Source organism: Bradyrhizobium sp. LB13.1, assembly GCF_054056815.1.
In genome coordinates this window covers 3,685,383-3,709,714 of the sequence record NZ_JBSRYQ010000001.1, presented here as the reverse complement: position 1 = coordinate 3,709,714, position 24,332 = coordinate 3,685,383, and the positions used below count along the sequence as shown (strand labels likewise).

18 protein-coding genes and 4 pseudogenes are annotated in these 24,332 nt (G+C 63.9%); 6 read left to right on the top strand and 16 right to left on the bottom strand.

Annotated features, from left to right (window positions below; all coding sequences use genetic code 11):
* Window positions 1-43: 43 nt before the first annotated feature.
* Together ACVWYI_RS17395 and ACVWYI_RS17390 are read right to left on the bottom strand one after the other, a co-directional pair.
* On the bottom strand, window positions 44-1,603 hold the full coding sequence (locus tag ACVWYI_RS17395) for an acyl-CoA carboxylase subunit beta (protein ID WP_456662726.1): 1,560 nt from the start codon (window positions 1,601-1,603) through the stop codon (window positions 44-46).
* Window positions 1,533-2,508: pseudogene (locus tag ACVWYI_RS17390) on the bottom strand (IclR family transcriptional regulator). Before ACVWYI_RS17390 ends, ACVWYI_RS17395 begins: the two are co-directional and overlap by 71 nt.
* A gap of 94 nt (window positions 2,509-2,602) precedes the next feature.
* Here ACVWYI_RS17390 and ACVWYI_RS17385 point away from each other — a divergent pair.
* From ACVWYI_RS17385 to glsA, 4 genes are all read left to right on the top strand, one after another.
* On the top strand, window positions 2,603-2,824 hold the full coding sequence (locus ACVWYI_RS17385) for an acetyl-CoA carboxylase biotin carboxyl carrier protein subunit (protein WP_354046776.1): 222 nt from the start codon (window positions 2,603-2,605) through the stop codon (window positions 2,822-2,824).
* 166 nt (window positions 2,825-2,990) lie between these two features.
* Complete coding sequence (locus ACVWYI_RS17380; protein ID WP_354103702.1) at window positions 2,991-4,157, top strand: TAXI family TRAP transporter solute-binding subunit; 1,167 nt, start codon at window positions 2,991-2,993, stop codon at window positions 4,155-4,157.
* A gap of 36 nt (window positions 4,158-4,193) precedes the next feature.
* Window positions 4,194-6,266: a TRAP transporter permease gene (locus ACVWYI_RS17375; RefSeq protein WP_456662725.1), complete on the top strand. Its 2,073-nt coding sequence runs from the start codon at window positions 4,194-4,196 to the stop codon at window positions 6,264-6,266.
* Between the two features lie 22 nt (window positions 6,267-6,288).
* Window positions 6,289-8,136, top strand: coding sequence for a glutaminase A (glsA, locus tag ACVWYI_RS17370; RefSeq protein WP_456662724.1), 1,848 nt, complete (start codon window positions 6,289-6,291; stop codon window positions 8,134-8,136).
* Between the two features lie 16 nt (window positions 8,137-8,152).
* Here the strand turns inward: glsA and ACVWYI_RS17365 are convergent, their stop codons facing one another.
* The 14 genes and pseudogenes from ACVWYI_RS17365 to ACVWYI_RS17300 form a co-directional block, all read right to left on the bottom strand.
* Window positions 8,153-8,455, bottom strand: a complete 303-nt coding sequence (locus tag ACVWYI_RS17365; protein ID WP_247345910.1) for a nucleoside triphosphate pyrophosphohydrolase family protein — start codon at window positions 8,453-8,455, stop codon at window positions 8,153-8,155.
* A gap of 26 nt (window positions 8,456-8,481) precedes the next feature.
* Window positions 8,482-9,009, bottom strand: coding sequence for a carboxymuconolactone decarboxylase family protein (locus ACVWYI_RS17360; protein ID WP_456664535.1), 528 nt, complete (start codon window positions 9,007-9,009; stop codon window positions 8,482-8,484).
* Between the two features lie 493 nt (window positions 9,010-9,502).
* Window positions 9,503-9,862 (bottom strand): Zn-ribbon domain-containing OB-fold protein, encoded by a 360-nt coding sequence (locus ACVWYI_RS17355; protein ID WP_456662723.1) that lies wholly within the window; start codon window positions 9,860-9,862, stop codon window positions 9,503-9,505.
* Window positions 9,859-10,995, bottom strand: coding sequence for a thiolase family protein (locus ACVWYI_RS17350; RefSeq protein WP_456662722.1), 1,137 nt, complete (start codon window positions 10,993-10,995; stop codon window positions 9,859-9,861). Before ACVWYI_RS17350 ends, ACVWYI_RS17355 begins: the two co-directional genes overlap by 4 nt.
* Complete coding sequence (locus ACVWYI_RS17345) at window positions 10,992-12,215, bottom strand: CaiB/BaiF CoA transferase family protein (RefSeq protein ID WP_456662721.1); 1,224 nt, start codon at window positions 12,213-12,215, stop codon at window positions 10,992-10,994. Before ACVWYI_RS17345 ends, ACVWYI_RS17350 begins: the two co-directional genes overlap by 4 nt.
* 119 nt (window positions 12,216-12,334) lie before the next feature.
* Window positions 12,335-12,541 carry a hypothetical protein gene (locus ACVWYI_RS17340; protein WP_354046762.1) on the bottom strand — a complete coding sequence of 69 codons (207 nt, stop codon included), beginning with the start codon at window positions 12,539-12,541 and terminating at the stop codon, window positions 12,335-12,337.
* A 123-nt stretch (window positions 12,542-12,664) separates the two neighbouring features.
* Window positions 12,665-13,834, bottom strand: a complete 1,170-nt coding sequence (locus tag ACVWYI_RS17335; RefSeq protein ID WP_456662720.1) for an acetyl-CoA acetyltransferase — start codon at window positions 13,832-13,834, stop codon at window positions 12,665-12,667.
* Between the two features lie 59 nt (window positions 13,835-13,893).
* A complete protein-coding gene (gene eda / locus ACVWYI_RS17330) occupies window positions 13,894-14,544 on the bottom strand; it encodes a bifunctional 4-hydroxy-2-oxoglutarate aldolase/2-dehydro-3-deoxy-phosphogluconate aldolase (protein ID WP_456662719.1) in 651 nt (216 codons plus the stop codon).
* Window positions 14,545-14,555: 11 nt separating this feature from the next.
* A complete protein-coding gene (locus ACVWYI_RS17325) occupies window positions 14,556-15,536 on the bottom strand; it encodes a sugar kinase (protein WP_456662718.1) in 981 nt (326 codons plus the stop codon).
* 23 nt (window positions 15,537-15,559) lie between these two features.
* Window positions 15,560-16,548 (bottom strand): annotated as a pseudogene (denD, locus tag ACVWYI_RS17320) (D-erythronate dehydrogenase).
* 59 nt (window positions 16,549-16,607) lie between these two features.
* A complete protein-coding gene (locus tag ACVWYI_RS17315) occupies window positions 16,608-17,483 on the bottom strand; it encodes a carbohydrate ABC transporter permease (RefSeq protein ID WP_354046753.1) in 876 nt (291 codons plus the stop codon).
* Window positions 17,484-17,485: 2 nt separating this feature from the next.
* Window positions 17,486-18,433, bottom strand: coding sequence for a carbohydrate ABC transporter permease (locus tag ACVWYI_RS17310; protein WP_456662717.1), 948 nt, complete (start codon window positions 18,431-18,433; stop codon window positions 17,486-17,488).
* Window positions 18,434-18,499: 66 nt separating this feature from the next.
* A pseudogene (locus ACVWYI_RS17305) lies at window positions 18,500-19,815 on the bottom strand (ABC transporter substrate-binding protein).
* Window positions 19,816-19,890: 75 nt separating this feature from the next.
* Window positions 19,891-20,952, bottom strand: a complete 1,062-nt coding sequence (locus tag ACVWYI_RS17300; RefSeq protein WP_247446800.1) for an ABC transporter ATP-binding protein — start codon at window positions 20,950-20,952, stop codon at window positions 19,891-19,893.
* A 202-nt stretch (window positions 20,953-21,154) separates the two neighbouring features.
* On the opposite strand from ACVWYI_RS17300, the gene gntR reads away from it, so the two are divergent.
* Both gntR and ACVWYI_RS17290 read left to right on the top strand, forming a co-directional pair.
* On the top strand, window positions 21,155-22,255 hold the full coding sequence (gntR, locus tag ACVWYI_RS17295) for an HTH-type transcriptional regulator GntR (RefSeq protein ID WP_456662716.1): 1,101 nt from the start codon (window positions 21,155-21,157) through the stop codon (window positions 22,253-22,255).
* Window positions 22,256-22,377: 122 nt separating this feature from the next.
* Window positions 22,378-24,208, top strand: a pseudogene (locus ACVWYI_RS17290) (IlvD/Edd family dehydratase).
* Window positions 24,209-24,332: the final 124 nt, after the last annotated feature.

The window sequence follows — 24,332 nt, the reverse complement described above, 5'->3', positions numbered from 1 at the left end:
ATCGCTGCCGCGGCAAAGCGCGAGCAGCCCTCGACGGCTCTGCTTACGGCCTGATCGTCATGCTCTCCGGCGGCCCGGGCTTGCGCAGCGGCTCCGCCAGTCGCGCGAACTCGCACAGCAGCGACCTCGTCTTCCTGGGATCGATGATCTCCTCGACCCAGAATTTTTCGGCGGAGCGAAACGGCGAGCGCAGCTTGTTGAGGCGATCCTGAATCTCCTTCAGTTTCTCCGCCTTGTCCTCGGCCGCGTCGATGTCCGCGCGGTAGGCGGCTTCGATGCCGCCTTCGAGCGGGAGCGAGCCCCAATAGGCCGACGGCCAGGCGTAGCGGATCGAGTAGCGGTCGGCCGGCTGATGCACGACGCCGGCAACGCCGAAGGCGTTGCGCAGGATCACCGTGCACCAGGGCACCGTGGTCTGGTTGACCGCGGCCATGGCGCGGACGCCTTGACGGATCGTGCCGGCCTTCTCGGCATCGAGGCCGATCATGAAGCCGGGGCAGTCCATGAGATAGACGATCGGCAAATGGAAGGTCTCGGCGAAGTCGACCCAGCGCACCACCTTCTGGCAGGCATCCGCGGTCCAGGAGCCGCCATAGTGAAAGCTGTCGCTGGCGAGCAGCATCACCGCCCTGCCCTCGAGCCGCGCGAGACCGACGATAAGAGGTTTGCCGAAATTCCTGGCGACCTCGAAGAACGAGCCCTTGTCCACGACCGATTCGATGATCGGCCGCATCTTGTAGACCTGCTTGCGGTTACGCGGCACCGCGTTCATCAGCGCCTCATCGGTGCGCTCCGGATGGTCAGTGCAAGGCAAGGTCGGCGGCAGCTCGTAGACCGACGACGGCAGATAGGACAGGAATCGCCGCGCGCAGGCAAAGGCCTCCTCCTCGGTGTCGACGGCATGATCGACAGCGCCGGCGCGGGTCTGGATGTCGGCGCCGCCGAGTTCTTCCTTCGAGAGGTCCTGCCCCAACGCCCTCACCACCGGCGGGCCCGCGACGAACATCGCGGATTTTTTGGTCATGATGGAATAGTGGCTGGCGGCAAGACGCGCGGCACCGAGCCCCGCGACCGAGCCGAGGCCGAGCGCGACCACAGGCACGCGCGACAAATTCTCCGTGGTGAAGCGATACCAGCGTGTGCCGCCGATGCCGCCCGGCAGATTAGCTGCACCCTTGGTCTCGATGGTCTTGACCGAGCCGCCGCCGCCGGAGCCTTCGATGATGCGCACGATGGGCAGACGGAAATCGTGCGCCATCTCCTCCGCCATCAACGGTTTTGCGGAGATGGACGCATCCGCCGAGCCGCCGCGCACGGTAAAGTCGTCGCCGACCACGACGACGGTGCGGCCATCGACGCGCGCGCGTCCAAACACGCAGTTCGCCGGCGTCAATTTCTGCAACTCGCCGCTGGAATCGTATTCGCCGATGCCGGAGACGGCACCGATCTCGTGAAAGCTGCCCTTGTCGGTCAGTCTGTCGATACGCTCCCGAACAGTCAGTCGGCCCTGGTCATGCTGACGCTTGACCTTGTCAACGCCGCCCATCTCCCGCGCGAAGGCTTCGCGCCGGGCGAGCTCGTCGAGTTCCGGCTTCCAGTTCATTCACGCCCTCCGAATTGATCGGCTTGTTATTGTTGTGCACGGCCATTGCGACCGGTTTGCGCGAGATGCGATTGTTGAAGACGTCGCCTTCCGCGCCGTCCATCAGGCTGCCGAGCGAGCGGCCGAGCGCGACCATCAACGGAGCGACCTCGGCATGCAGACGCTGCTCGTTATACATCGACGACAGAAGACCGATCGTGATCACCACAAAAGTCTGGTACTGCGGCGACCAGATCGGCACCGCGAGCCCGTTGATGTGCGGGCTCCACAGGCCGCAGGCCACGACATAGCCGTGATCGCGTAGCGACTGTCGATTGGCTTCGATGCGGGGCCGCAGGATTCTCGCAGCCTCGGGGGCTTCCCGTTCCATATCCGTGATGAAGGAATCGCCGACCTCCGGTGCCAGCGCCGCGGTGTAGGCTGCTCCCGCAGCGGTCGACGCCATCGAGATACGGCTGCCGGTGCCCTCGTGCAGGCCGAGCGCCGAAGCCGAGCGCGCGAACTGGAGATAGACCAGATGAAAGCGATCGGGCACGACGAAGCCGACAGTACCAGGCAGTTGCTCGGCGACTTCCTGGAGCCGCTGGCGGATCATGCTGCGCAGCTGCGCGCCCTTCATCATCGAGGCGCTCATCGCCACCGCGCTCGGCCCGATGCGATATTTTTGATCGCGCGGCAGATAGACCAGCTGTCCCAATCCGCGTCAGCGTGTGCGTGAGCCGCGACACCGTCGAGCGCGGCAGGCCGCAGCGATTTGAAATCTCGAGATTGCCGAGCCTGATCTCGTGGCCCTCGAAGCATCGCAGCACGTCGAACGCGCGCGACACCACCTGGATGACATCACTCTCACCGGCATCGCCGGCGAGCGCACCCTGTCTACTCAACCGCTCTGAACGTCGTCCCATGATCCCTACCGCTTGTTTCGCTCTGCGGAATTAAATTCCACTTGCGGATGACGCTACCTCAGGCATTTTGCGACGACAACAAAAAGGCGATGGCATGCCAAATATAAAAATCGTCACTGAGGTCGCGGGACGCATCTGCGCAATGCCCGTGCAAGTTGGAGGAACCGTTGCGGATGGCGACGAAATTGTGGTGGTCGAAGCGATGAAGATGGAGATACCTGTGCCGTCGCCCGCGAGCGGCACGATCACATCGCTTCTGGTGAAGCTCAACGACGTCGTTGCCGAGGGACAGGCGATCGCGATCGTCGCGAACTGACTGCATTATCCGCAGTTTCCGCGACAATCTGTCAGCCTCATTGCTGAGTTCGCTGTACGGCGTTGCCATCGCTTCATCGCGATGACATGATCTGTTTCAAACAAACCCTGTTTCAAACAAAGAAAGAAAATCGTCGCGGCAAACGCGAGGATCATTGGAGGGAAACATGCTTCGTGGGCTGATCATGCTCGCGCCTGCCTTGGTGGCGGGCATTTCTTTTGCGTCTACACGCTATGCAGCCGCCGAAGACATCAAGCTGCCGGCAACATTGACGTTCACGGCCTATGACACCGGCACCGCCGGCTTCAACATCGCGGTCGGCGTCGGCAAGATGATGAAGGACAAATACTCAACCGACGTGCGCGTGCTCCCCGCAGGCAACGACGTCGCGCGTCTCGCGCCGCTGCGCGCCAAACGCGCGGTCTCGTCCGCGATGGGATCGGGCTCCTACTTCGCGCAGGAAGGCGTGTTCGAGTTTGGAACCAGGGAATGGGGCCCGCAGCCGCTTCAGATCATGCTCTCGTCGGTCGACTGCAACTGCGGTACGCTTGGCGTCGCCGCCGATGCCGGCGTGAAGGATCTGAAGGACCTCAAAGGCAAGCGCGTCGGCTTCGTCGTCGGCTCGCCGGCGCTGAACCAGAATTCGCTCGCGGTGCTCGCCTTCGCCGGATTGACTCAGAAGGACGTCAGGATCGTCGAGTTCGCAAGCTACGGCGCGATGTGGAAGGGCCTGATCAACAACGACACGGATGCGGCCTTCGGCACCACCATCACCGGCCCCGCCAAGGAAGCTGAGACCTCGCCGCGCGGCCTGATCTGGCCGCCGCTGCCCGCCAACGACAAGGAAGGCTGGGCGCGGATGCAGAAGGTCGGCTCGTTCTTCTTTCCGCAGACCGCGACCTGCGGCGCCGGCATCTCGCCGGACAAGCCGATCGAGCTCGGCAACTACCCCTACCCGATCTTCGTCGCCTACGCCTCGCAAGCCCCCGACCAGGTCTATGCGATGACGAAGGCGATGATCGTGAACTACGATTCCTACAAGGACTCCGCACCCGGCGCCGGCGGGCTCGCGGCCGATCGCCAGACCAAGAACTGGGTGGTGCCGGTACACCCCGGCGCGGTGAAGGCGCTGAAGGAAGCCGGGCAATGGAGTGACGCGCAGGACACGCACAACAACAAGCTGATCAAGCGCCAGGAGGTGCTTGGCGCAGCGTGGACCGACTACGGCAAGTCCAATCCGCCCGCGGATGACAAGGCGTTCCTCGACGGCTGGATGAAAGCGCGTGCCGCGGCGCTTGCGAAGGCCGACATGCCGAACGGGTTCGACGAATAATCGTCAACGGTTAATTGCCCACGCGCGGGGTCGATCATGTCTGCTTCAGTCTCCACCGCCCCGCAGGACGAGGCCAAGCGGGTCGTGTTCGACGATCCGCATGGCGCCGCCGGCAACATGCAGGAAGCGGAGGTCACGCGCGTTCGCAGCTTGCGCGGCGCCTGGCGCTGGACGCTGGTGACCGCGACCGCCGCGACCATCCTGCTCTGCATCAACCAGCAATTCTCGCTGCGCTTTTTTGTCGGCTACACCCAGCTCAACACGGAGTACTTCTATCTCCTGATCGCGCTGATGCTGCCCTTCACGTTCCTGATCTTCCCGGGAACCACGCGCGCGCCGCTCGACCGCATTCCCTGGTATGACCTTCTCTGCTTCGTCGTGACCTTTGCCGCCGCGCTGCTGCTGATGTCGAACGTGCGCAAGGCCGCGGAGGCCGGCTGGGAATTCGGCGGCGCGCCGAACAGCGTCATCGCCGCCGGCCTCGTGATGTGGGTGATGCTGATGGAGGCGCTGCGCCGTACCGGCGGCTGGAGCCTCCTCCTGAGCGTGCTCCCCTTCACGGTCTATCCGCTGTTCGCAGAGGCCGGCTGGCTCGGGCCGTTCCGCGGCACGCAATCGACGCTGGAGCAGGCGACCGCCTATCACGTGCTGTCGGGCGAGAGCCTGCTCGGCATTCCCATCCAGGCGTTTGCCGACACCGTGATCGGCTTCCTGGTGTTCGGCACCGCGCTGATGATGACCGGCGCCGGAAAGTTCTTCATCAACCTCGCCTTCGCGCTGTGCGGCACGTTCCGCGGCGGCGCGGCGAAGGTCTGCATCTTTGCCAGCGGCCTGCTCGGCATGATGTCGGGCTCGATCATCTCCAACGTGCTCACCGCCGGCACCATGACCATCCCGGTGATGAAGAAGAGCGGTTTTCGCGCCTCCTACGCCGGCGCGATCGAGGCCTGCGCCTCGACCGGCGCGGTGCTGGCGCCGCCGGTGATGGGCGCGACCGCCTTCGTGATCGCGCAGTTCCTCAATGTTGGCTATGCCGACGTCGCGATCGCCGCGATCATCCCGGCCGTACTCTATTATGTCGGGCTGTTCATGCAGGTCGATTCCTATGCCGCACGACACGGGCTGAAAGGCATCCCGCGCGCAGAGCTGCCGCGGGTCATGGATACGATCCGGGACGGCTGGTACTACGTTTTCGTGATCGCGCTCCTGATCGTGATGCTGCTCTACTTCAAGCGCGAAAGCCACGCGCCGTTCTACGCGACCGCGCTGCTGCTGGTCCTCAACCAGCTGTTCTCGAAGGACACACGTTGGACCGTCGCGACCATCGGCAAATTCCTCGAGGTCAATGGCCGCACCTTCGTCGAGCTCGTCGGCATCCTTGCCGGCTGCGGCCTGCTGATCGGCGCCTTCTCGATGACCGGCGTGGTGTCGAGCCTCGCCAACGACCTGCTGCGCATCGCCGGCGACAATCCGTTCTTGCTGCTCGGCATGTGCGCCCTCACCAGCCTGATCCTCGGCCTCGGTCTGACCACGACGGCTTGCTACATCTTCCTCGCCATCCTGGTCGCGCCCGCGCTGGAGAAGCTCGGGCTGAACAAGATGGCCGTGCACATGTTCATCTTCTACTGGGGCATGCTGTCGTCGATCACCCCGCCGGTCGCGATTGCTTCATTCGCAGCCGCAGGCATTGCCGGCTCGCCTGCGATGAAGACGGGCTGGGAATCGATGTGGGTCGGGAGCATCATCTATTTCATCCCGTTCTTCTTCGTGCTCAATCCGGCGCTGGTGCTGCAGGGGGAAAGCCCCTATCTCGCCGGCCTCGGCCTGATGGCGCTTGCGGCCTTCGGCACGCTGTTCATCTGCGGCGGCATCCAGGGCTACCAGCCCTTCGTCGGCGATCTCCGCGGCGCCGGTGCGCTGGAATGGCCTATTCGCGTGCTGCTGGTGATCGGCGGGTTCGTGGTGGCCACCCCCGGCGGCGGCATCATGCCGCTGTCGCAGATGCAGGTGACGCTGCTCGGCCTCGCCATCCTCGTGCCCACGGTTTTGCTCGCCCTTGTTCTGGTCCGGCGGCAGACCATGATGCCGGACGGGTTGCGCGTGCCCTGATTGCGTTGCACAAAGAGAGGCGATGAAACCGCTTTCGCCGCTCGCCACCGCCTGGACCCGCTCAAAGCCGCCTTTGCTGCGGTTTCTGGACAATTGCCTCAAGGAATTCTCGGCGGAGACCTCGGGCGCGGTCGCCGACTACATTCCCGAGCTGAGCAAGGCCGATCCTGCCCATTTCGGCATCAGCCTCGCGACCCTGGACGGCCATGTCTACGAGGTCGGCGACTCCAGGGTGCCCTTCACCATCCAATCAATGTCAAAGCCGTTCGTGTTCGCGCTGGCGCTGGACCTGCTCGGCGCCAACAGGGTCGAGAGCGCGATCGGCGTCGAGCCCTCTGGCGATCCGTTCAACTCGATCCGGCTCAATTCCGAAAACCATCCGTTCAACCCGATGGTCAATGCCGGCGCGATCGCCTGCACCGGGCTGATCTACGACAGCAAGGGCGCAGACGCCTTCGAGCAGATTCGCCTCGCGCTCGGTCGTTTCGCCGGGCGCGACCTCGCGGTGGACGAGGCCGTCTACGCTTCCGAAAGCCAGACCGGCGACCGCAACCGCGCCATCGGCTATCTCCTCAAGACCAATGCGGTGATCTCGGACAATGTCGCTGCCGTGCTCGACGTCTACTTCCGGCAATGCGCGGTGCTGGTCACCGCGCGCGACATCGCGGTGATGGCGGCAACGCTCGCCAACCGCGGCGTCAATCCGGTCACGGGCGAACAGGTGCTGACGCCTTACGCGATCTCGCGCACGCTGTCGGTGATGACGTCGTCGGGCATGTACGACTATGCCGGCGAATGGATCTACCGGATCGGCATCCCCGCCAAGAGCGGTGTCGGCGGCGGGATTCTGGCCGCCCTTCCCGCCCGCCTCGGGCTCGGCAGCTATTCGCCAAAGCTCGACAAGCACGGCAACAGCGTGCGCGGCATCAAGGTCTGCGAGGCGCTGTCCTCGCATTACGACCTTCACATGCTCAACCGCAGTGACGATGCGCGCAACGCCGTCATCGCCGACTACGACATCGGCAAGAGCCCGTCGCGGCGCGTGCGCCGTCCGCAGGAGCGCGATATTCTCGCGGCGCACGAGCAGGAGGTGCGGATCATCGAGCTGGTCGGCACGCTGTCGCTATCGGCGGTCGACTATGTCTCGCGCCGGCTTGCGGGCCGGCCGCGGCCGCAATTCGTGATCTTCGATCTGCACCGCGTCACCTCCACCACGCGCGCGGGTGCGCGGCTGGTCGCCGAAGCGTTCGAGGAGCTCGCGGCGCTGAATGTGACCGTCGTGCTGTCAGGCGTCAGGCGCGCCTCCAAGGAATGGGACAGCCTGCGGGAATGGACCGCCGAGCTGAAGAACGTCCGCGATTTCTACCTGCTCGACACCGCGATCGAATGGGCCGAAGACCAGATCGTCTATCGCCATGGCGGCTCGATCGATTTCCACGAGACCACCGAGCTTGCCGAGCAGCCGCTGCTAGCAGGCATGAGCGAGGAAGAGCTGACCGACCTCGCCTCGATTTGCACGATCCGGACCTATGCATCCGGCGCGAAGATCATCACGACAGGCGCTGCAGCTGATTCCCTGTTCTTCCTGCGCAGCGGCGCGGTGCATGTCACCCTGCCCGACGGCGTGCGGCTGGCAACGCTGACGGCCGGCATGGCGTTCGGTGAGATGGCGCTGATTGAGACCACCCGCTCCGCGGACGTGTTCGCGGACATGGCAGCGACGGCGCACGAGGTGCAGCTGAAGGACTTCGAGCGCTTCCGCAAGCAGCATCCTCACGCCAGCGAACGCATCATGCGCAATCTGGCGCAGCTTCTGGCCGAGCGTCTGATTGTCGCCAACGCCAAGGTGGATATCCTGACCTCGACCTGAGCGCGATGGTTGCGGCTCAGCGGCTCGCCGCCTCGCTCAGCCGCCGATTGATCTTGGCCGCACTCGCCTTGAGCAATTCGGATGGCTTCTGGCCGGTCGCCGCACACAGGCAGGCCCAGTAATAGATGACGTCGCCGAGCTCATCGACGAGACCTGCCTGATCGAGCCAGTCGTCGCGCAGCAATTTCTTGATGTGCTCGGCGACCTCGCCGGATTCGCCGGCGAGGCCGAGACCGAGATAGGACAGCCGCTCGTTGGACGGATGCTCATCGACTTTCGCAATGCTCGCGGCCCAGGCCGTGTATTCATCGATCGTCATCGCCAGACCTCGCCGCGGTTTTTGGATCAGCCCACCACTTCCGTCACAGGCTGAAGATCGATCTCAAACGTCTCAAGGAATTTCGAGGTCATGATGTAGAAGCCGACCGAGAGCTGCAATTCAACCAGCGCGGCCGGCGTCAACTTCGATGAGATCGCCTTGAAGGTCGCGTCCGTCGGCTTGTTCAGCTTGACGATCTCGTCGGTGAAGGTGAGCGCGGCGCGCTGTGTCTCGTCGAAGCAGTTAGCTGACTGCCAGGTCTCGAGCGCCTGGTTCTGCTCGTCGGTGACGCCGACATTCTTGCCGATGCGCTTGTGCGCGACGATCTCATACGGCGCCTCGCACAGAATTCCAGTGCGGGTAATCGCGAGCTCGCGCACGATGGGGTCAAGTTCGCCCTTGTGGCGGATGGCGCCGCCCAGGCGGCAGTACTGCTCGAAATAGCTCGGCGAATGCGACATCATCCGGAAGATGTTGGCATTGCGGTTCTTGTCGAGGATTTCGCGGGTGCGGTCGGATGCCTTCGACGGGTCGCTATAGTTGATGCGGGCCATGATTTTCCTGATGTTTTTGTCGAAGGCTTTCTCGGAGCCTTTGATGCTCATTGTCGTTGCCGGCGAAAGTTCCCTGAAACTCTATTCGCGGAGAGACGCAGGAGCAACAACATCGAGTCAAAATGCCGCCGCATTGCTGATCGACCTTGGTACAGTCGATATTCGCTGCGTGGGGACTAGATCGCAGCGGATACTCGAAGTGGGGTGTTCCGAGTAAAATAATTGTCCGTCCTTGCGCTCACCGCGCATCGATGAGTCACGCCCAAGTCTAGGGAGAAAAGGCATGAAGGAAGCCACCAAGGGGGCGGCCTCGGAGGCGCTCGCGCATATGCTGGCCGTGATGGCTATGCTCGTCATCGCCAGCATCTTGTTCTACGGGCGCTAGGTAGAGTTTTTGCGTTTTCGTCATTCCGGGGTGGCTCTCGCACAGGCCAGGCCCAGAACTCCCGTTCCAGGCTCGGTCCCTTGGACCGCCCCCGAATGACGAATCCCACTATTTTCCCTTCGTGAAGAACGGCATCAGCTTTCCGGCAAACGGCTTAAAGCTCGCGACGACCTCGTCGCCGATGGCGAGATCATTCTCACCATGCGCCATCATGCGAAACCCTTCGGCGCAATCGACCAGCAGAATATTGTAGGGCACGTGCGCGCGCGTCTCAGGCGTGGCGGCACGGCAGACCAACGATGTCGCGTACACCCTGCCCTTGCCGGTGGCGCGCGCCTCGCGCGGATCGGACATGCCGCAGGCCGCGCAGAAAGCGCGACGGAAATACTGCACATGGGCGCAGGCGGTGCAGGTCTGATAGGTGACTGCCTCTTCGCCCCTGGTCCAGTCCGCTAGACGCTCGCTCATCGCACCCGCTCCAAAAACATGCTGACGTGGGACGACAGCACGCCGCCGTCGCCGTGCAGCAGCGCGATCGAGGCGTCGCGCACTTGCCGATTCCCCGCCCGCCCCGTCATCTGCAGATGCGTTTCGACCAGATGCGCCATGGCGCCGCCAACGCCGCAATGGCCGTAGCTGAGCAAGCCACCGTGGGTGTTCAGCGGCATCGCGCCATCGCGGCCAAAATGGCCTGATCGTACGCGGGCGGCTGCCTCGCCGCGCGCGGCAAGCCCGAGGTCTTCCAGCAGCATGGCGAGCGTGATGGTAAAGCTGTCGTAGATGGCGGCGTAGCGCACGTCGGAGATCGCAAGGCCCGTGGCCTCCTTGGCGCGGGCGACGGAGATCTCGGCGCCGAGCTCGCTGAGGGCGGGCGCAGCGGTAACATGCTGATGGGTATGCGCCTGGGCACAGCCGCGAATGCGTACGCCGGCCTCTCCCGTCCGCTCGCGGCTGATGACGAAGGCGGCGCCGCCGTCGGAGACCGGGCAGCAGTCGAGCAGTTTCAGCGGCATCGCCACGGGCTTCGAGGCCATGACGTCAGCGACCGTGATAGGATCGTGAAATTGCGCCCCGGGATGGGTGCAGGCGTGTGCGCGCATCAGCACCGCGAATTCGGCGAGGTCTTCTTCCGTCACGCCGTATTCGTGCATATAGCGGGTAGCGACGAGGCCGTAATAGGCGGGAATGGTCGGCCCCAGCGGCACCTCGTAGTCGGGATGGCCGACCTGCGCCAGCGCCTGGATCGAGGCATCGCGGCTCTGCCCGGTGAGGCGGTTCTCGCCGCCGACGACCAGCACATTGCGGGCGACGCCTGCTTCGACGAGATGATGGGCGAGCATGGTCATCGCAAGGCCGGTCGCACCGCCGACCTGGACGGCGTGGGCGTAAGCCGGACGGATGCCAAAATGCTCGGCGAAGACGGTCGCCAGCATGATGTGCGGCGAGACGGTGGAGTAGCCGCAGAGGATGCCGTCGATGTCGGCGCGCTCGAGCCCGGCATCGTCGAGTGCGGCCTGCGCGGCTTTGCTCATCAGGTCGAGCGAGGATGAACCTTCGTGCTTGCCGAAAGATGTGAGGCCGACGCCCGTGATGAAGCTCATGGCAGCACCTGTGCATCGTCATTCCGAGGCGGCGAACGGGTGACGCCGTCGCGGACCAGCGCGTCGATCTCGTCCGCGGAATAGCCGATCTCGCGCAAAATCTCCGCGCCGTGCTCGTTGAGCCGCGGCGCCAGCCGCGCCGGCTCGGCCTCGGTCTCCGACCAATTGGCCGTCACCTTCATGCTGCGGATCGGCCCTTCGGTCGGATGGTTTACGACCGGGAAGAAGTTCGTGGCGTCCAGATGCTCATCGTGCAGCATCGACGCCAGGTCGTGCATCGGCATCACAGGCACGTCGGCCTTGGTGAGCAGGTCGATCCATTCCGCAGTGCTGCGCGTCTCGAAGATGCGCGCGAGCTCGGCATAGACGACGTCGATGTCGGCGGCACGGCCGGCAAAGCTCGCAAATTTCGGATCGGCGCGCAGATCGTCGCGGCCCGTCGCCTTGAAGAAGTTCTCCCACTGCTTGTCGTTGTAGACGATGACGCTGAGATAGCCGTCCGATGTCTTGTAGGGCCGGCGGTCGCGCGAGAGGTGGCGGGCGTAGCCGCCCTTGTCGAGCGGAGGCTCAAAAGTGAGCCCGCCCATGTGGTCGCCCATGACGAAGCCGGCCATGGTCTCGAACATCGGGATGTCGACGCGCTGGCCGCGTCCGGTGCGGTCGCGGTGCACGAGGCTGGCGCAGATCGCGCCGACGGCGGTGAGGCCGACAATGCGATCGACCAGCGCGTTCGGCACATAGCGCGGCACGCCGTCACCGGTCTGCGCCATCAGCGCCGGCAGCGCGGTCGCGCCCTGGATCAGATCGTCATAGGCGGGCTTTGCGGCATACGGCCCGTCCTGACCGAAGCCGAACACGCCAGCATAGACCAGATGCGGATTGATCTTGGACACAACGTCATAGCCGAGTTGGAGCCGTGCCATCGCCTGCGGACGGACGTTGTAGACGAGCACATCGGCGTCCTTCAGCAGCCGCAGCACGGCCTCGCGGCCGGCGGGCTTCTTCAAATCGAGACAGATCGAGCGCTTGCTGCGGTTGGTGTTGAGGAACACCGGGCCCATGCCGGCGTGACGCATCGGGCCGATCAGGCGGGTGACGTCGCCGTCGAGCGATTCCACCTTGATGATGTCAGCACCGTAGTCGCCGAGCATCTGGGTCGCATAGGGCCCCATCAGCACGGTTGTCATGTCGACGACCTTGATGCCCTTCAGGGGCCCCATTGGTTCGCTCCCGATTGCGCGGGGCTCTAGAAGCGGACCCGCGATTTCGGTCCAGCTAAAGGCAGCAGCGCCGCGCGCGCAAGGGCGGCCGGCGTATGGCCGCATGCGCTGCGCGTCCGCTATTTCTTCTGGCGGGATTCACGGATCTTGATGAGACGGTCGAGTTCGTCGTTCTGCTGGTTGATGCGGTCGGCGATCCGCGACTCGTTCTGCTCGCCCGAGGCCGCCGCGGCCTGCTCGATGAGCTGCCTTATATTGTCCTCGAGGATCGCGATGCGGTCGTTGAGTGCATCCATCGACAGCGAGTCTTCGTAGTCATTGCTCATGATGCATTTCCCGCGAATCAATCAGAGCCATGGTGGGCAAAGCGAAGCGTGCCCACCATCTAGCGCAAACAAGTTGGCGGGCACGGCACTTGCGCGCCCTTCCCCACCCTACAAGGTCGGAGCTTACTTCAGCGGCTCCAGCACGGAGACGTAGTTGGCGACGGCCGCGCCCCCCATGTTGAAGATGCCGCCGAGTTTTGGGTTGTTGAGCTGCATGCCCTCGGGCGCCTGGCCTGCGAGCTGCATCGCGGTCATCACGTGCATAGAGACACCGGTGGCCCCGATCGGATGGCCCTTGGCCTTCAGCCCGCCGGACGGATTGACCGGCAGCTTGCCGTCCTTGAGCGTCCAGCCTTCCTTGATGGCGCGGGCGCCCTGCCCCCTCGGCGTCAGGCCCATCGCTTCGTACTCGATTAGCTCGGCGACGGTGAAGCAGTCATGGGTCTCGACGAAGGAGAGATCGGACAGCGTGACCCCGGCCTGCTCCAGCGCGCGCTGCCATGCGACCGTGCAGCCTTCGAACTGGAGGATGTCGCGCTTGGACATCGGCAAGAAATCCTGGGCGTGCGCGGTGGCGCGGAAGCCGATCGACTTGCTCATGGTCTTGGCGGTCTCGGCGTCGGCCAGCACCAGTGCGGCTGCGCCGTCGGAGACGAGCGAGCAATCAGTGCGCTTCAAGGGGCCGGCGACGTAAGGGTTCTTCTCGCTCTCGGCGCGGCAGAAATCGACGCCAAAATCCTTGCGCATCTGGGCGTAGGGATTGGCGACGCCGTTCCTGTGGTTCTTGGCCGCGATCAGCGCCAGCGCATCGGACTGGTCGCCGTATTTCTGGAAATAGGAGCTGGCGATCTTGCCGAACACGCCGGCGAAGCCGCCGACGGTGTCACCGTCCTCAGGCAGGTAGGATGCCTTCAACAGGTTCTTGCCGATCTCCGGCCCCGGCGTGCGCGTCATCTGCTCGACGCCGACGACCAGCACGATCTTGGCCGCACCCGCAGCAATCGCACGGACGCCCTGATGCACGGCGGCGGAGCCGGTGGCGCAGGCGTTCTCGACGCGGGTGGTCGGCTTGAATCGCAGCTTCGGGTCGGCCTGGAGCACCAGCGAGGCGGTAAAATCCTGCGGCGAGAAGCCGGCGTTGAAATGGCCGAGCACGATCTCATCGACGTCGGACGCGGAGATACCGGCATCCGCCATCGCCTCATTGGCGACGCGCGTGACGAGGCTTTCGACGGTTTCGGTGTCGAACTTGCCGAACGGCGTATGCGCCCATCCAACGATGCTGGCGGTCATGGTCTTTTCTCCCTACGGTCTCTTACTGACCTAAGTCTTAGCCCAGCGATGGCAAGACTTCACGCGGCTTTCAGGGCCTTGATCGTGCGCTGGCAGATGGCAGTTATGCCGGCCCAGTTCCCGGCCTTGATCTCCGCCGCCGGGCACAGCCAGGAACCGCCGACCGCAACCACGTTGGGCTCGGCAAGCCAGGTCGCCGCATTGGCCTCGTCGACGCCGCCGGTGGGGCAGAACCGCACGTTCGGAAACGGACCACCGAGCGCGCGCAGGCCCTTGATACCGCCGGCCTGCTCGGCCGGAAAGAATTTTGCAACGTCGAGGCCATGGGCCAGCGCCATCATCAGCTCGGACGCCGTGGCGATGCCCGGCGCGAACGGCAAGGAGCTGTCGGCGGCAGCCTTAAGCAGATCCGGGGTCAGGCCCGGGCTGATGCCGAACGCGACGCCGAGCCTCTCGACACGGGCGAAGTCTGCCGGATTGAGAATTGTGCCGATGCCGACGATCGCCTCGGGTACTTCGGCCATCATCGCCCTCGCGGCCTCGATAGCAACAGGGGTGCGCATGGTCACCTCTAGCGTGCGGACGCCGCCGGCAACCAGCGCACGCGCCAGCGGCACCGCATCCTGGATCCGCTCGATGGTGAGGACGGGGATGACGGTCGCGGCCTTGAAGAGCGCAACGAGGTGGTTCTGTTGGGCAGTCGTGGTCATGGGTCTCGATCTTACTTGGTCGCTTGACGAGAGGTCGCCGGCCGGTGCCGCTTCTTCGGCGGCATGGCATAACCCGGAATGATGGCGCCGGAATAGCAGATCACGAGGCTGGCAAGGCGATGCCCGGCCTGGGCGGCCTCGACCGGGTCGGAACCGGCGAGCCGCGCCGCGATATAGGCCGCCGCAAAGCTGTCCCCGGCCGCCGTGGTGTCGACCACCGGCTTGGTCATGGGCTCGGCGCGGACCTCGTGGGTGGCTCCGGCAAAGCGCAGCAGGCTGACCGGCTCGGCGAGCCGGAACACCAGCTCGGGGCTCGGGATGCGCGCCATCAGCTGGTCCTGGCTCTCGCCGGGATAGAGGGCGAGCAGATCCTCGGTCGAGGTCAGCACGATGTCGGCGGCCGCGAAGGCCGCTGCAAACACCTCGCGCGCGACATCGCGGTCCAGCCACCCTCGCGCGCGAAAGTTGGTGTCGAACACGAAGCGGGTGCCGAGCAGGCGCGCGCGCTTGATCGCCGCGAACAGGCGCTCGCGTCCGGCCGCATCGTAGATCGAGAGCGTGATCGCAGAGAGATAGATGATGTCGTAGCTCATCAGCGAGTTGAGCAGCTCGTTCGTCTCCGGCAAGTTCATCAGCTGGCGCGCCGCCGCACTGTCGCGCCAGTGGAAGAACTGGCGCTCGCCCTTCGCATCCAGCTGGATCATGTAGAGGCCGGGCAGCTTGCCCGCCAACCGCGCGACACGCCTTGTGCCGACGCCCTCCGAGGTCCAGGCCGCGATCATCTCATCGCTCAGGGCATCGTCGCCAAGCGCGGTGAGATAATCGACCTTGACCTCGAGCCGCGCCAGATACACGGCCGTATTGAGGGTGTCTCCGCCGAAGCCGCGCGAGTACAGGCCACCGCCCTGCCCGGCAGACTGTCCCGAAGACTGTCCGCCCTGGGCCTGCCGAAGCTCGACCATGCATTCGCCGATGCAAGCAACGCTCGCCATCACTTTACCCGCTCAGTCAGAGATCAGGCGACGAAATTACCACCGAGCTCGTCTTCGATGTGAATGCGGATGATGTCGTCGAAGGTCTTTTCCTCGGTGGTGAAGCCGAGTTCGAGCGACCGCTTGGCATTGAAGTTGCGCGGCCAGCCGCCGACGATGCCGACGATGAAGGGGTCGGGCTCCCGCTTGATGCGGGCGGCGACCTTGTCGCCCGCGACACGCTTCAGCGCGGCGATCTGCTCGCCGACCGTCGCCGACAGGCCCCCGGCATGGTCAAATTGCGGCGCGGACCGACGGTGGCGAGGTCCATGGTGCCGGCATGCAGCAGGAAGCCGACGGCGGAGCGTGGCGTGGCGTGCCAGTGACGGACGTCCTCGGAGACCGGCAGCACGACCTCCTTGCCGGCGAGCGGCTCGCGCAGGATGCTGGAGAAGAAGCCCGATGCCGCCTTGTTGGGCAGGCCGGGCCGGATGCAGATGGTCGGCAGGCGGATGCCGATGCCGTCGAGGAAGCCGCGGCGCGAATAGTCGGCCAGCAGCAGTTCGCCGATCGCCTTCTGGGTGCCGTAACTCAACAGCGGCGTGTGGAAGAACTCGTCGCCGATCGCCTCGGGGAACGGCGCGCCGAACACCGCGATCGAGGAGGTGAACACCACGCGCGGCTTGTAGCCGCCGCCCGCAAGCCTGACGGCGTCGAGCAGCATCCGCGTGCCGTCGAGATTGATGCGGTAGCCCTTGTCGAAATCGAGTTCGGCTTCGCCCGACACGATCGCGGCGAGATGGAAGATCACGTCGGGACGGCCGGCGATCAGCTTTTCGGCGGCGCCGGGGACGGCGAAGTCGCTTGATACCGTCTCGACGGCAAAACCGGCCTTTTCCGGTGTCTTCGGCTCGACCACGTCATGCATGGTGAGCTTGGTGATGTCGCTCTTGCCGAGCCGGCCGTCGCGCAGCAGCCGTTCACACAATTTGCGGCCGACCATGCCGGCGGCGCCCAGAACCAGAATGTGCAAGAGCCTACTCCTTCTTATTGGCGCGCTGCCCTCAGCGCGCCCTCATTGCGGCCCCGCGATCATTCCTTCACGGCGCCGGTCATCGCCGACACATAATACTCCACGAAGAAGGAATAAAGGATAACTACGGGGACCGAGCCGGTCAGTGCCGCCGCCATCAGCGCGCCCCAATGGTAGACGTCGCCATTGACGAGCTCGGTGATCGCGCCGACGGGGATCGTCTTGTTCTCGGACGAGGAGATGAAGGTCAGCGCGTAGATGAACTCGTTCCAGGACAAGGTGAAAGCGAAGATGCCCGCCGAGATCACCCCCGGCAGCGACAGCGGCAGCGTGATCTTCATGAGAATCTGCAGCCGCGTCGCCCCGTCGATCAGCGCACACTCCTCCAGCTCATAGGGGATGGTGCGGAAATAGCCCATCAGGAGCCAGGTGCAGAACGGGATCAGGAAGGTCGGATAGGTCAGGATCAGCGCCAGATTGCCGTCGAACAGGCCGAGCTGAAACACGATCGCCGCCAGCGGAATGAACAGGATCGAGGGCGGCACGAGATAGCCGAGGAAGATCGCAAGGCCGATATAGCGCGAGCCTTTGTAGCGCAGACGTTCGATCGCATACGCGGCGCACACGCTGGCAAACAGCGAGATGAAGGTCGAGGACACCGAGACGATCACCGTGTTCCACATCCAGAGCGGATAGTCGGTGTCGAAGAACAGCTTCTTGATGTGCTCCAGCGTCGGATGCACGATCCAGAACGGATTGTACCTCTCGTAGTCGTACATCTCCGCGTCCGGCTTGAACGTCGCGATCGCCATCCAGTAGAACGGGAACAGCAGCAAGAAGATGATCAGACCGAGCGGAAGGTAGACGCGGAGAAATTTTCGCGGGAAGCTCTCGAGGTAGTCCATTCCGACGCTTTGGTCGTCCGCTGTGCTCATGGTCAGTCCCTCCCGCCCTGCTGCCAGCGGGAACGCTGAAGCCCGAAAAAGCTGAGCAGGATCGCCGCGACCAGGAACGGAATCATCGCGTTCGAGATCGCCGCGCCCTCGCCGAGATTGCCGCCGGTGATGGCGCGCTGGAACGATAGCGTCGCCATCAGATGGGTGGCGTTGATCGGCCCGCCCCGCGTGATGGTGTAGATCAACTGGAAGTCGGTGAAGGTCATCAGCACCGAGAACGTCATCACCACCGCGATGATCGGCGACAGCATCGGCAGCGTGATGTGGCGGAAGCGCTGCAGATTGGTGGCGCCGTCGAGATTGGCGGCCTCGTAGAGCGAGGGCGAGATGGTTTGTAATCCCGCCAGCAGCGTGATCGCCACGAAGGGCACGCCGCGCCAGATGTTGGCGGCGACGACCGACCAGCGCGCATTCCAGGGATCGCCGAGGAAATCGATGTAGTGCGTGATCAGGCCGGCCTTGAGCAGCACCCAGGAAATGATCGAGAACTGGCTGTCATAGATCCACCAGAACGCGATCGCGGAGAGCACCGTCGGCACCACGAAAGGCAATAGCACGATGGCGCGGACGATCGACTTGAACGGCAGCCGCTCGTTGAGCAGCAGCGCCAGGTAAAGTCCGATCGCGAATTTCACGGCGCTGGCGGCGACCGTGTAGAAGACGGTGTTGAACACCGACAGCCAGAACACCGAGTCCTTGGAGAGCGAGACGAAGTTCTGGAACCCGATGTAGCGCCCGGCTCCGCCGATCTTGGTATCGGTCATGCCGAGCCAGAAGCCCAGCGCCAGCGGGTAAGCCAGAAACAGGATGAGAATCGCGATCGCCGGCACCATGAACATCGCGCCGAGGAAATTCCGGCTCTCGAATGCTCTGGTCCACAAGCTGCTGCGCTTGACATGCGCGGCAACGGGCTCGGCCATAACTGCCATGTCGGACTCTCCTCAACGAAAAGTCGCGGCGTCCGGCGAACCGGACGCCGCGTAGATTGGAACTGATCAGACCTGGTAGTAACGCTTGGCGCGCTCGGCTGCGCGTGCGGCTGCCTGCTTCGGCGTCACGGAGCCCGACGCCGCCTCGGCGAACATGTCGACGACGACGAAGTCGCCCATCACGGCGGCGGAGGCATAGCCGAGATCGCCGGCATAGCCGTTGTCGCGGCAACGCTTCAGGCAGTCCCGATACGGCGTGATCTTCGGATCCGACGTCCACACCGGGTTGTCGTTGTAGGCCGGAAGCGGCGGCGACACGTAGCCGTTGGAGGAGACCTCCCAGGCGTCGTAGTTCGCCTTGTCCATCATTGAATTTGATGTATTCCTTGACCGCCTTGGGATACTTCGAGTGCTTGTAACCGTAATAGACGAGCACGTTCTGCTGCTCGGTCGACACGCCGACCGGCCCGATCGGCATCGGCGCGTGGTTCATGTCCTTGGCGATCTCCTGCTGCTTCGGATCGGTCGAGTTCTTTCCGACGGTCCAGATCGAGATGCCGTTCAGCGTCAGGCTGAGTTCGCCGTTGAGGAACGCCTTGTTGTTGTTCGAGTCGTTCCACGACAGCACGCCGGGGATGAAGGTCTCGTAGAGCTGCTTGACGTATTCGAGCGCGGCGATCGTCTCCGGCGAGTCGATCACGACCTCGTTCTTGTCGTTGACGACCTTGCCGCCGAATGCCCACAGCGCCCACTGGCACCACCCGTTGGCGTCGCCCGTGGCGTGGCCGAGCGCGAAGCCGGCCGGCGTATTGTTCTTCTTCAGGGCCTGGCACAGCTTGAGGAAGCCGGCGGTGTCCTTGGGGAATTCATTCGAAGCCGGCCGCCTTCACGTGGCTGATGCGGTAGTTCAGGCAGCCGCCGGTCGCGCCCTGCGGAATGGCGATCCAGCTGTTGCCCTTCTTGCCGTAGCGTTCGGCAACCGGATACCAGCCGCCATACTGCGCGCCGAGATAGTCGGCGACATCGGTCACATCGATCAGCTTTTCCGGGAACTTATGGGGATCATCGAGCGTGCCGATGATCAGGTCGGGACCGGCGCCGACATTGGCCGCGACCGCGGCCTTCGGCCTGATGTCCTCCCAGCTCTCGGCCTCGAGCTTGACCTTGACGCCGGTCTTCTCGGAGAACGCCTTGGTCTGCTCGGCGAACTTGTCGAACTCGGCCTGGATGAATTGCTTCCAGCGCAGCACGCGGATGGAGGCGTTCGGCTCCGGCGTGTTGGTCCAGGTCGCCGCACGCACCGGGACGATGCCCGGGCCAGCCAGCAACGCCGCGCCACCGAGGCCGACTTTAAGCACACTTCGCCTGTCGAAATCGCTCATCGTTCTCTCCCTAAATTTTATATTTTGTATTGGGTAGTCTTGTGTTGGGTCTTCTTGGGCAGTCGTTCGGCGTCGCTACACGCGTTTGCCCGTCGCCTCGTCGAACAGATGAACCACGGCAGGATCGGGCTTCAGCTTGACCTTGTCACCCGGATTGAATTGGTGACGTTCGCGGAAGACCGCGACGACCTGCTCACCACCGAGCTTCGCAAACACCTGCGTTTCGGAGCCGGTCGGCTCGACCACGACGATCTCGGCATCGGCGCCGTCGTCGGCGATGGTGAAATGCTCGGGCCGCACGCCGTAAACGACGGGACGGCCGTCGGACGCCGCCGGCGCGTTCTTGAGCGGCAGCTTGACGCCGTTCGGACCCTCGAAGGTCGCAACGCCGTTGACGCGCACATGACCCTTCAGGAAGTTCATGGAGGGCGAGCCGATGAAGCCGGCGACGAACTGGTTGTCGGGCTTGTCGTAGAGCTCGAGCGGCGTGCCCATCTGCTCGACGATGCCGTCATGCATGACGACGATCTTGTCGGCCATGGTCATGGCCTCGATCTGGTCGTGGGTGACATAGACGGTCGTTGTCTTCAGCCGCTGGTGCAGTTCCTTGATCTCGGTGCGCATCGCGACGCGCAGCTTGGCGTCGAGGTTCGACAAAGGTTCGTCGAACAGGAACACCTGCGGATCGCGCACGATGGCGCGGCCCATGGCGACGCGCTGGCGCTGGCCGCCGGAGAGCTGGCGCGGGTAACGCTCGAGCAGCGGCGACAGCGCGAGAATTTCGGCGGCGCGCTTGACGCGCTTGTTGATCTCGTCGGTGCTCTCGCCCCGCAGCTTCATCGAGAAGCCCATGTTCTCGCCGACCGTCATGTGCGGATAGAGCGCGTAGTTCTGGAACACCATCGCAATGTCCCGCTCCTTGGGCTGGACATTGTTGACGACGCGGTCGCCGATCGAGATCGTGCCGGAGGTGATGTTCTCGAGGCCCGCGAGCATGCGTAGAAGCGTCGACTTGCCGCAGCCGGAGGGACCAACCAGGACGACGAACTGGCCGTCCTCGATCGGAATCGAAACGCCGTGCAGGACTTCAAAATTGCCGAACGATTTCCGCACGTCGCGGATTTGCACAGACGACATCTAGCTCCCTCCTCGAAAGTCCACGACGCATCTTGCGCCGCGACCGTCTTGTTTTTTCAGACTTCACCGAACGAAGCCCAGCCTTAGCGGGGGACATTGTCGGCAGTTTGTGCGGTTTTGGCAATTTGTCTTTGGTTAGTCTGTGCTGGTAGCGCTGTCAACGTTCCTTTGTTTGCGACAGTGAGTGTGTTAAGAGCAGCAAATGGGTCGAAAACGCACCAAGTCAGGCAAAATCCGGCTGGCGGAAGTCGCCGAACTTGCCGGCGTCAGCCCGATCACAGCGTCCCGCTTCTTCCGCAATCCCGAGGCGCTGTCGGTCGCCAAGCGGACACGGGTCGAGAGCGCGGCCAAGGAGCTCGGCTATGTGCCCAACCTGGCGGCACGCGCGTTGGCCTCGCAGCGCACCGAAGTGATCGGCGTCTTGATTCCGTCACTGACCAACAACGTGTTCTCCGACGTGCTGCGCGGCATCTATGACGCCTCCGAAAGCAGCCGTTACTCGATTCAGTTGTCCAATACACGCTACAGTATCCTCCAGGAGGAGAAGCTGCTGCGTCTGTTTCTCGCGCAGAAGCCGGCCGGACTGATCGTCACCGGCATCGACCAGACCGCGGAATCGCGCGCGATGCTCGATGCTGCCGACTGCCCGATCGTGCAGATCATGGAGATCGGACCCAATCCGGTCGACATGATGATCGGCTTTTCGCACTATGACGCAGCCCGCGCGGCGATCGCGCACCTGTTCGCGCAAGGTCACCGCAAGATCGGCTTCGTCGGCGCGCGGATGGATCCACGGGTGCAGCGGCGGCTCGACGGATACGTCTCGGCCATGAAGGACGCTGGACTGTTCGAGCAACGCCTCGTCGTCACGACGGCAACACCGACCTCGGTGACGCTCGGCGCCGCCCTTTTCACCGACCTCCTGGCGCGGGAGCCCGGCATGGACGCGGTGTTCTGCGCCAATGACGACCTCGCGCTCGGCGTGCTGTTCGAATGCAGGCGCCGGGAGATTGCGATACCCGAACAGATCGCGATCGTCGGCTTCAACGATCTCGAATTCATGGCGTCCACCGTGCCGACCCTCTCCAGCGTGCGCACCAACCGCTACGAGATGGGCAACACGGCCGCGGCCATGCTGATCGAGGCGATCGACGGGCGGCGCCCGCAGCATCCGGTGCTCGATCTCGGCTTCAAGGTGATAGAGCGGCAAAGCTCCTCGGCGCGGCGTTCGGACAACAGGCCGGCGGTTTCAGGCGCGGGCGCTGCGAACAAATTGGTAGCGTTACCAAGTGGCCATGACTAGTATCGGATTTGTGAGGAAACGACCCGCCAGCGGGCAGGCAAATCATCACTCGCGCCGTTGGGCATCGCACAAGCCGACACCATAAAACGGACGCCAGTGCGTTTGCATTGCAGGAGAAACCAATGACAAAAAAACCAACCAATGGGCATGCCCCCGCCGAGAACGGCGCTCGGCGCCACCTTCGCTCGCAGGAATGGTTCAACAATCCGCATAACCCGGGCATGACCGCGCTCTATCTGGAGCGCTATTTGAACTACGGTCTGACCCGCGCCGAGCTTCAGTCCGGCAAGCCGATCATCGGCATTGCACAAACCGGCAACGACCTCTCACCCTGCAACCGCCACCATATCGAGCTTGCTCATCGCGTCCGCGAAGGCATCCGCGAGGCCGGCGGCATTGCGATGGAATTCCCGACCCATCCGATCCAGGAGACCGGCAAGCGCCCGACCGCGGCGCTCGACCGCAACCTCGCTTATCTCGGCCTGGTCGAGATCCTCTACGGCTATCCGCTCGACGGCGTGGTGCTGACCACCGGCTGCGACAAGACCACGCCGGCCTGCATGATGGCGGCCGCGACCGTCAACCTGCCCGCGATCGTGCTGTCGGGCGGCCCGATGCTGAACGGCTGGCACAATGGCGAGCGCACCGGCTCCGGCACCATCGTCTGGAAATCGCGCGAGCGGCTCGCCGCAGGCGAGATCGACTATGAGGAATTCATGGAGATCGTGGCGTCATCGGCGCCCTCGGTCGGCCATTGCAACACCATGGGCACCGCCTCGACCATGAACGGGCTTGCGGAAGCGCTCGGCTTCTCGCTGCCGGGCTGTGCGGCGATCCCCGCGCCTTATCGCGAGCGCGGCCAGATTGCCTATGAGACGGGCAAGCGCGCCGTCGAGATGGTCTGGGAGGATCTAAAGCCCTCGGACATCCTCACCCGCGAGGCGTTCGAGAACTGCATCGTGATCAACTCGGCAATCGGCGGCTCGACCAACGCGCCGATCCACATCAACGCGCTGGCGCGCCACATCGGCGTGGAACTCTCGATCGACGACTGGCAGAAGGTCGGCCACGACGTGCCGTTGCTGGTCAACATGCAGCCGGCCGGCTTCTATCTCGGCGAGGAATTCCACCGCGCCGGCGGCATACCGGCGGTGGTGCGCGAATTGATGAAGCACAAGCGGATCCACGAGAACGCGGTCACCGTGAACGGCCGCGGCATCGGCGAGAACTGCGCCAATGCGGAAAAGCCCGACAACGACGTGATCTGGAATTACGACAAGCCGCTGGTCAAGGACGCCGGGTTCCTGGTGCTGCGCGGCAATCTGTTCGATTCAGCGATCATGAAGACCAGCGTGATCTCCAAGGAGTTTCGCGACCGCTATCTCAGCAACCCCAAGGACCTCAACGCCTTCGAGGGCCGCGCCATCGTGTTCGAGGGTCCCGAGGACTATCACGAGCGGATCGACGATGCCTCGCTGGACATCGACGAGCATTGCGTGCTGTTCGTCCGCGGCACCGGGCCGATCGGCTATCCCGGCGGCGCCGAGGTTCGTGAACATGCAGCCGCCGGCGGCGTTGATCAAACGCGGCATCCTCGCCCTGCCCTGCATCGGTGACGGCCGCCAGTCCGGCACATCGGGCTCGCCCTCGATCCTCAACGCCTCGCCGGAAGCTGCCGCCAATGGCGGGCTGGCGATCCTCAGGAACGGCGACAAGGTGCGCATCGACCTCAACAAGGGCAGCGCCAACATTCTCATCTCCGACGACGAGGTGAAGAAGCGCCATGCCGAACTGGCGGCCAATGGCGGCTTCAAGCATCCGCCGAACCAGACGCCGTGGCAGGAGCTTTATCGCAACACCGTCGGCCAGCACTCGACCGGCGCCTGCATGGAGTTGGCGACACGCTACCAGAACGTCGCCGGCACGTTTGGTGTCGCGCGGGATAATCACTAACCACTCGTCATTGCGAGGAGCGAAGCGACGAAGCGATCCAGACTGCCTCCGAGGCAAGATTCTGGATTGCTTCGCTTCGCTCGCAATGACGGCTCGAAATTCCAATGCAAGGTGAGGAGAATTA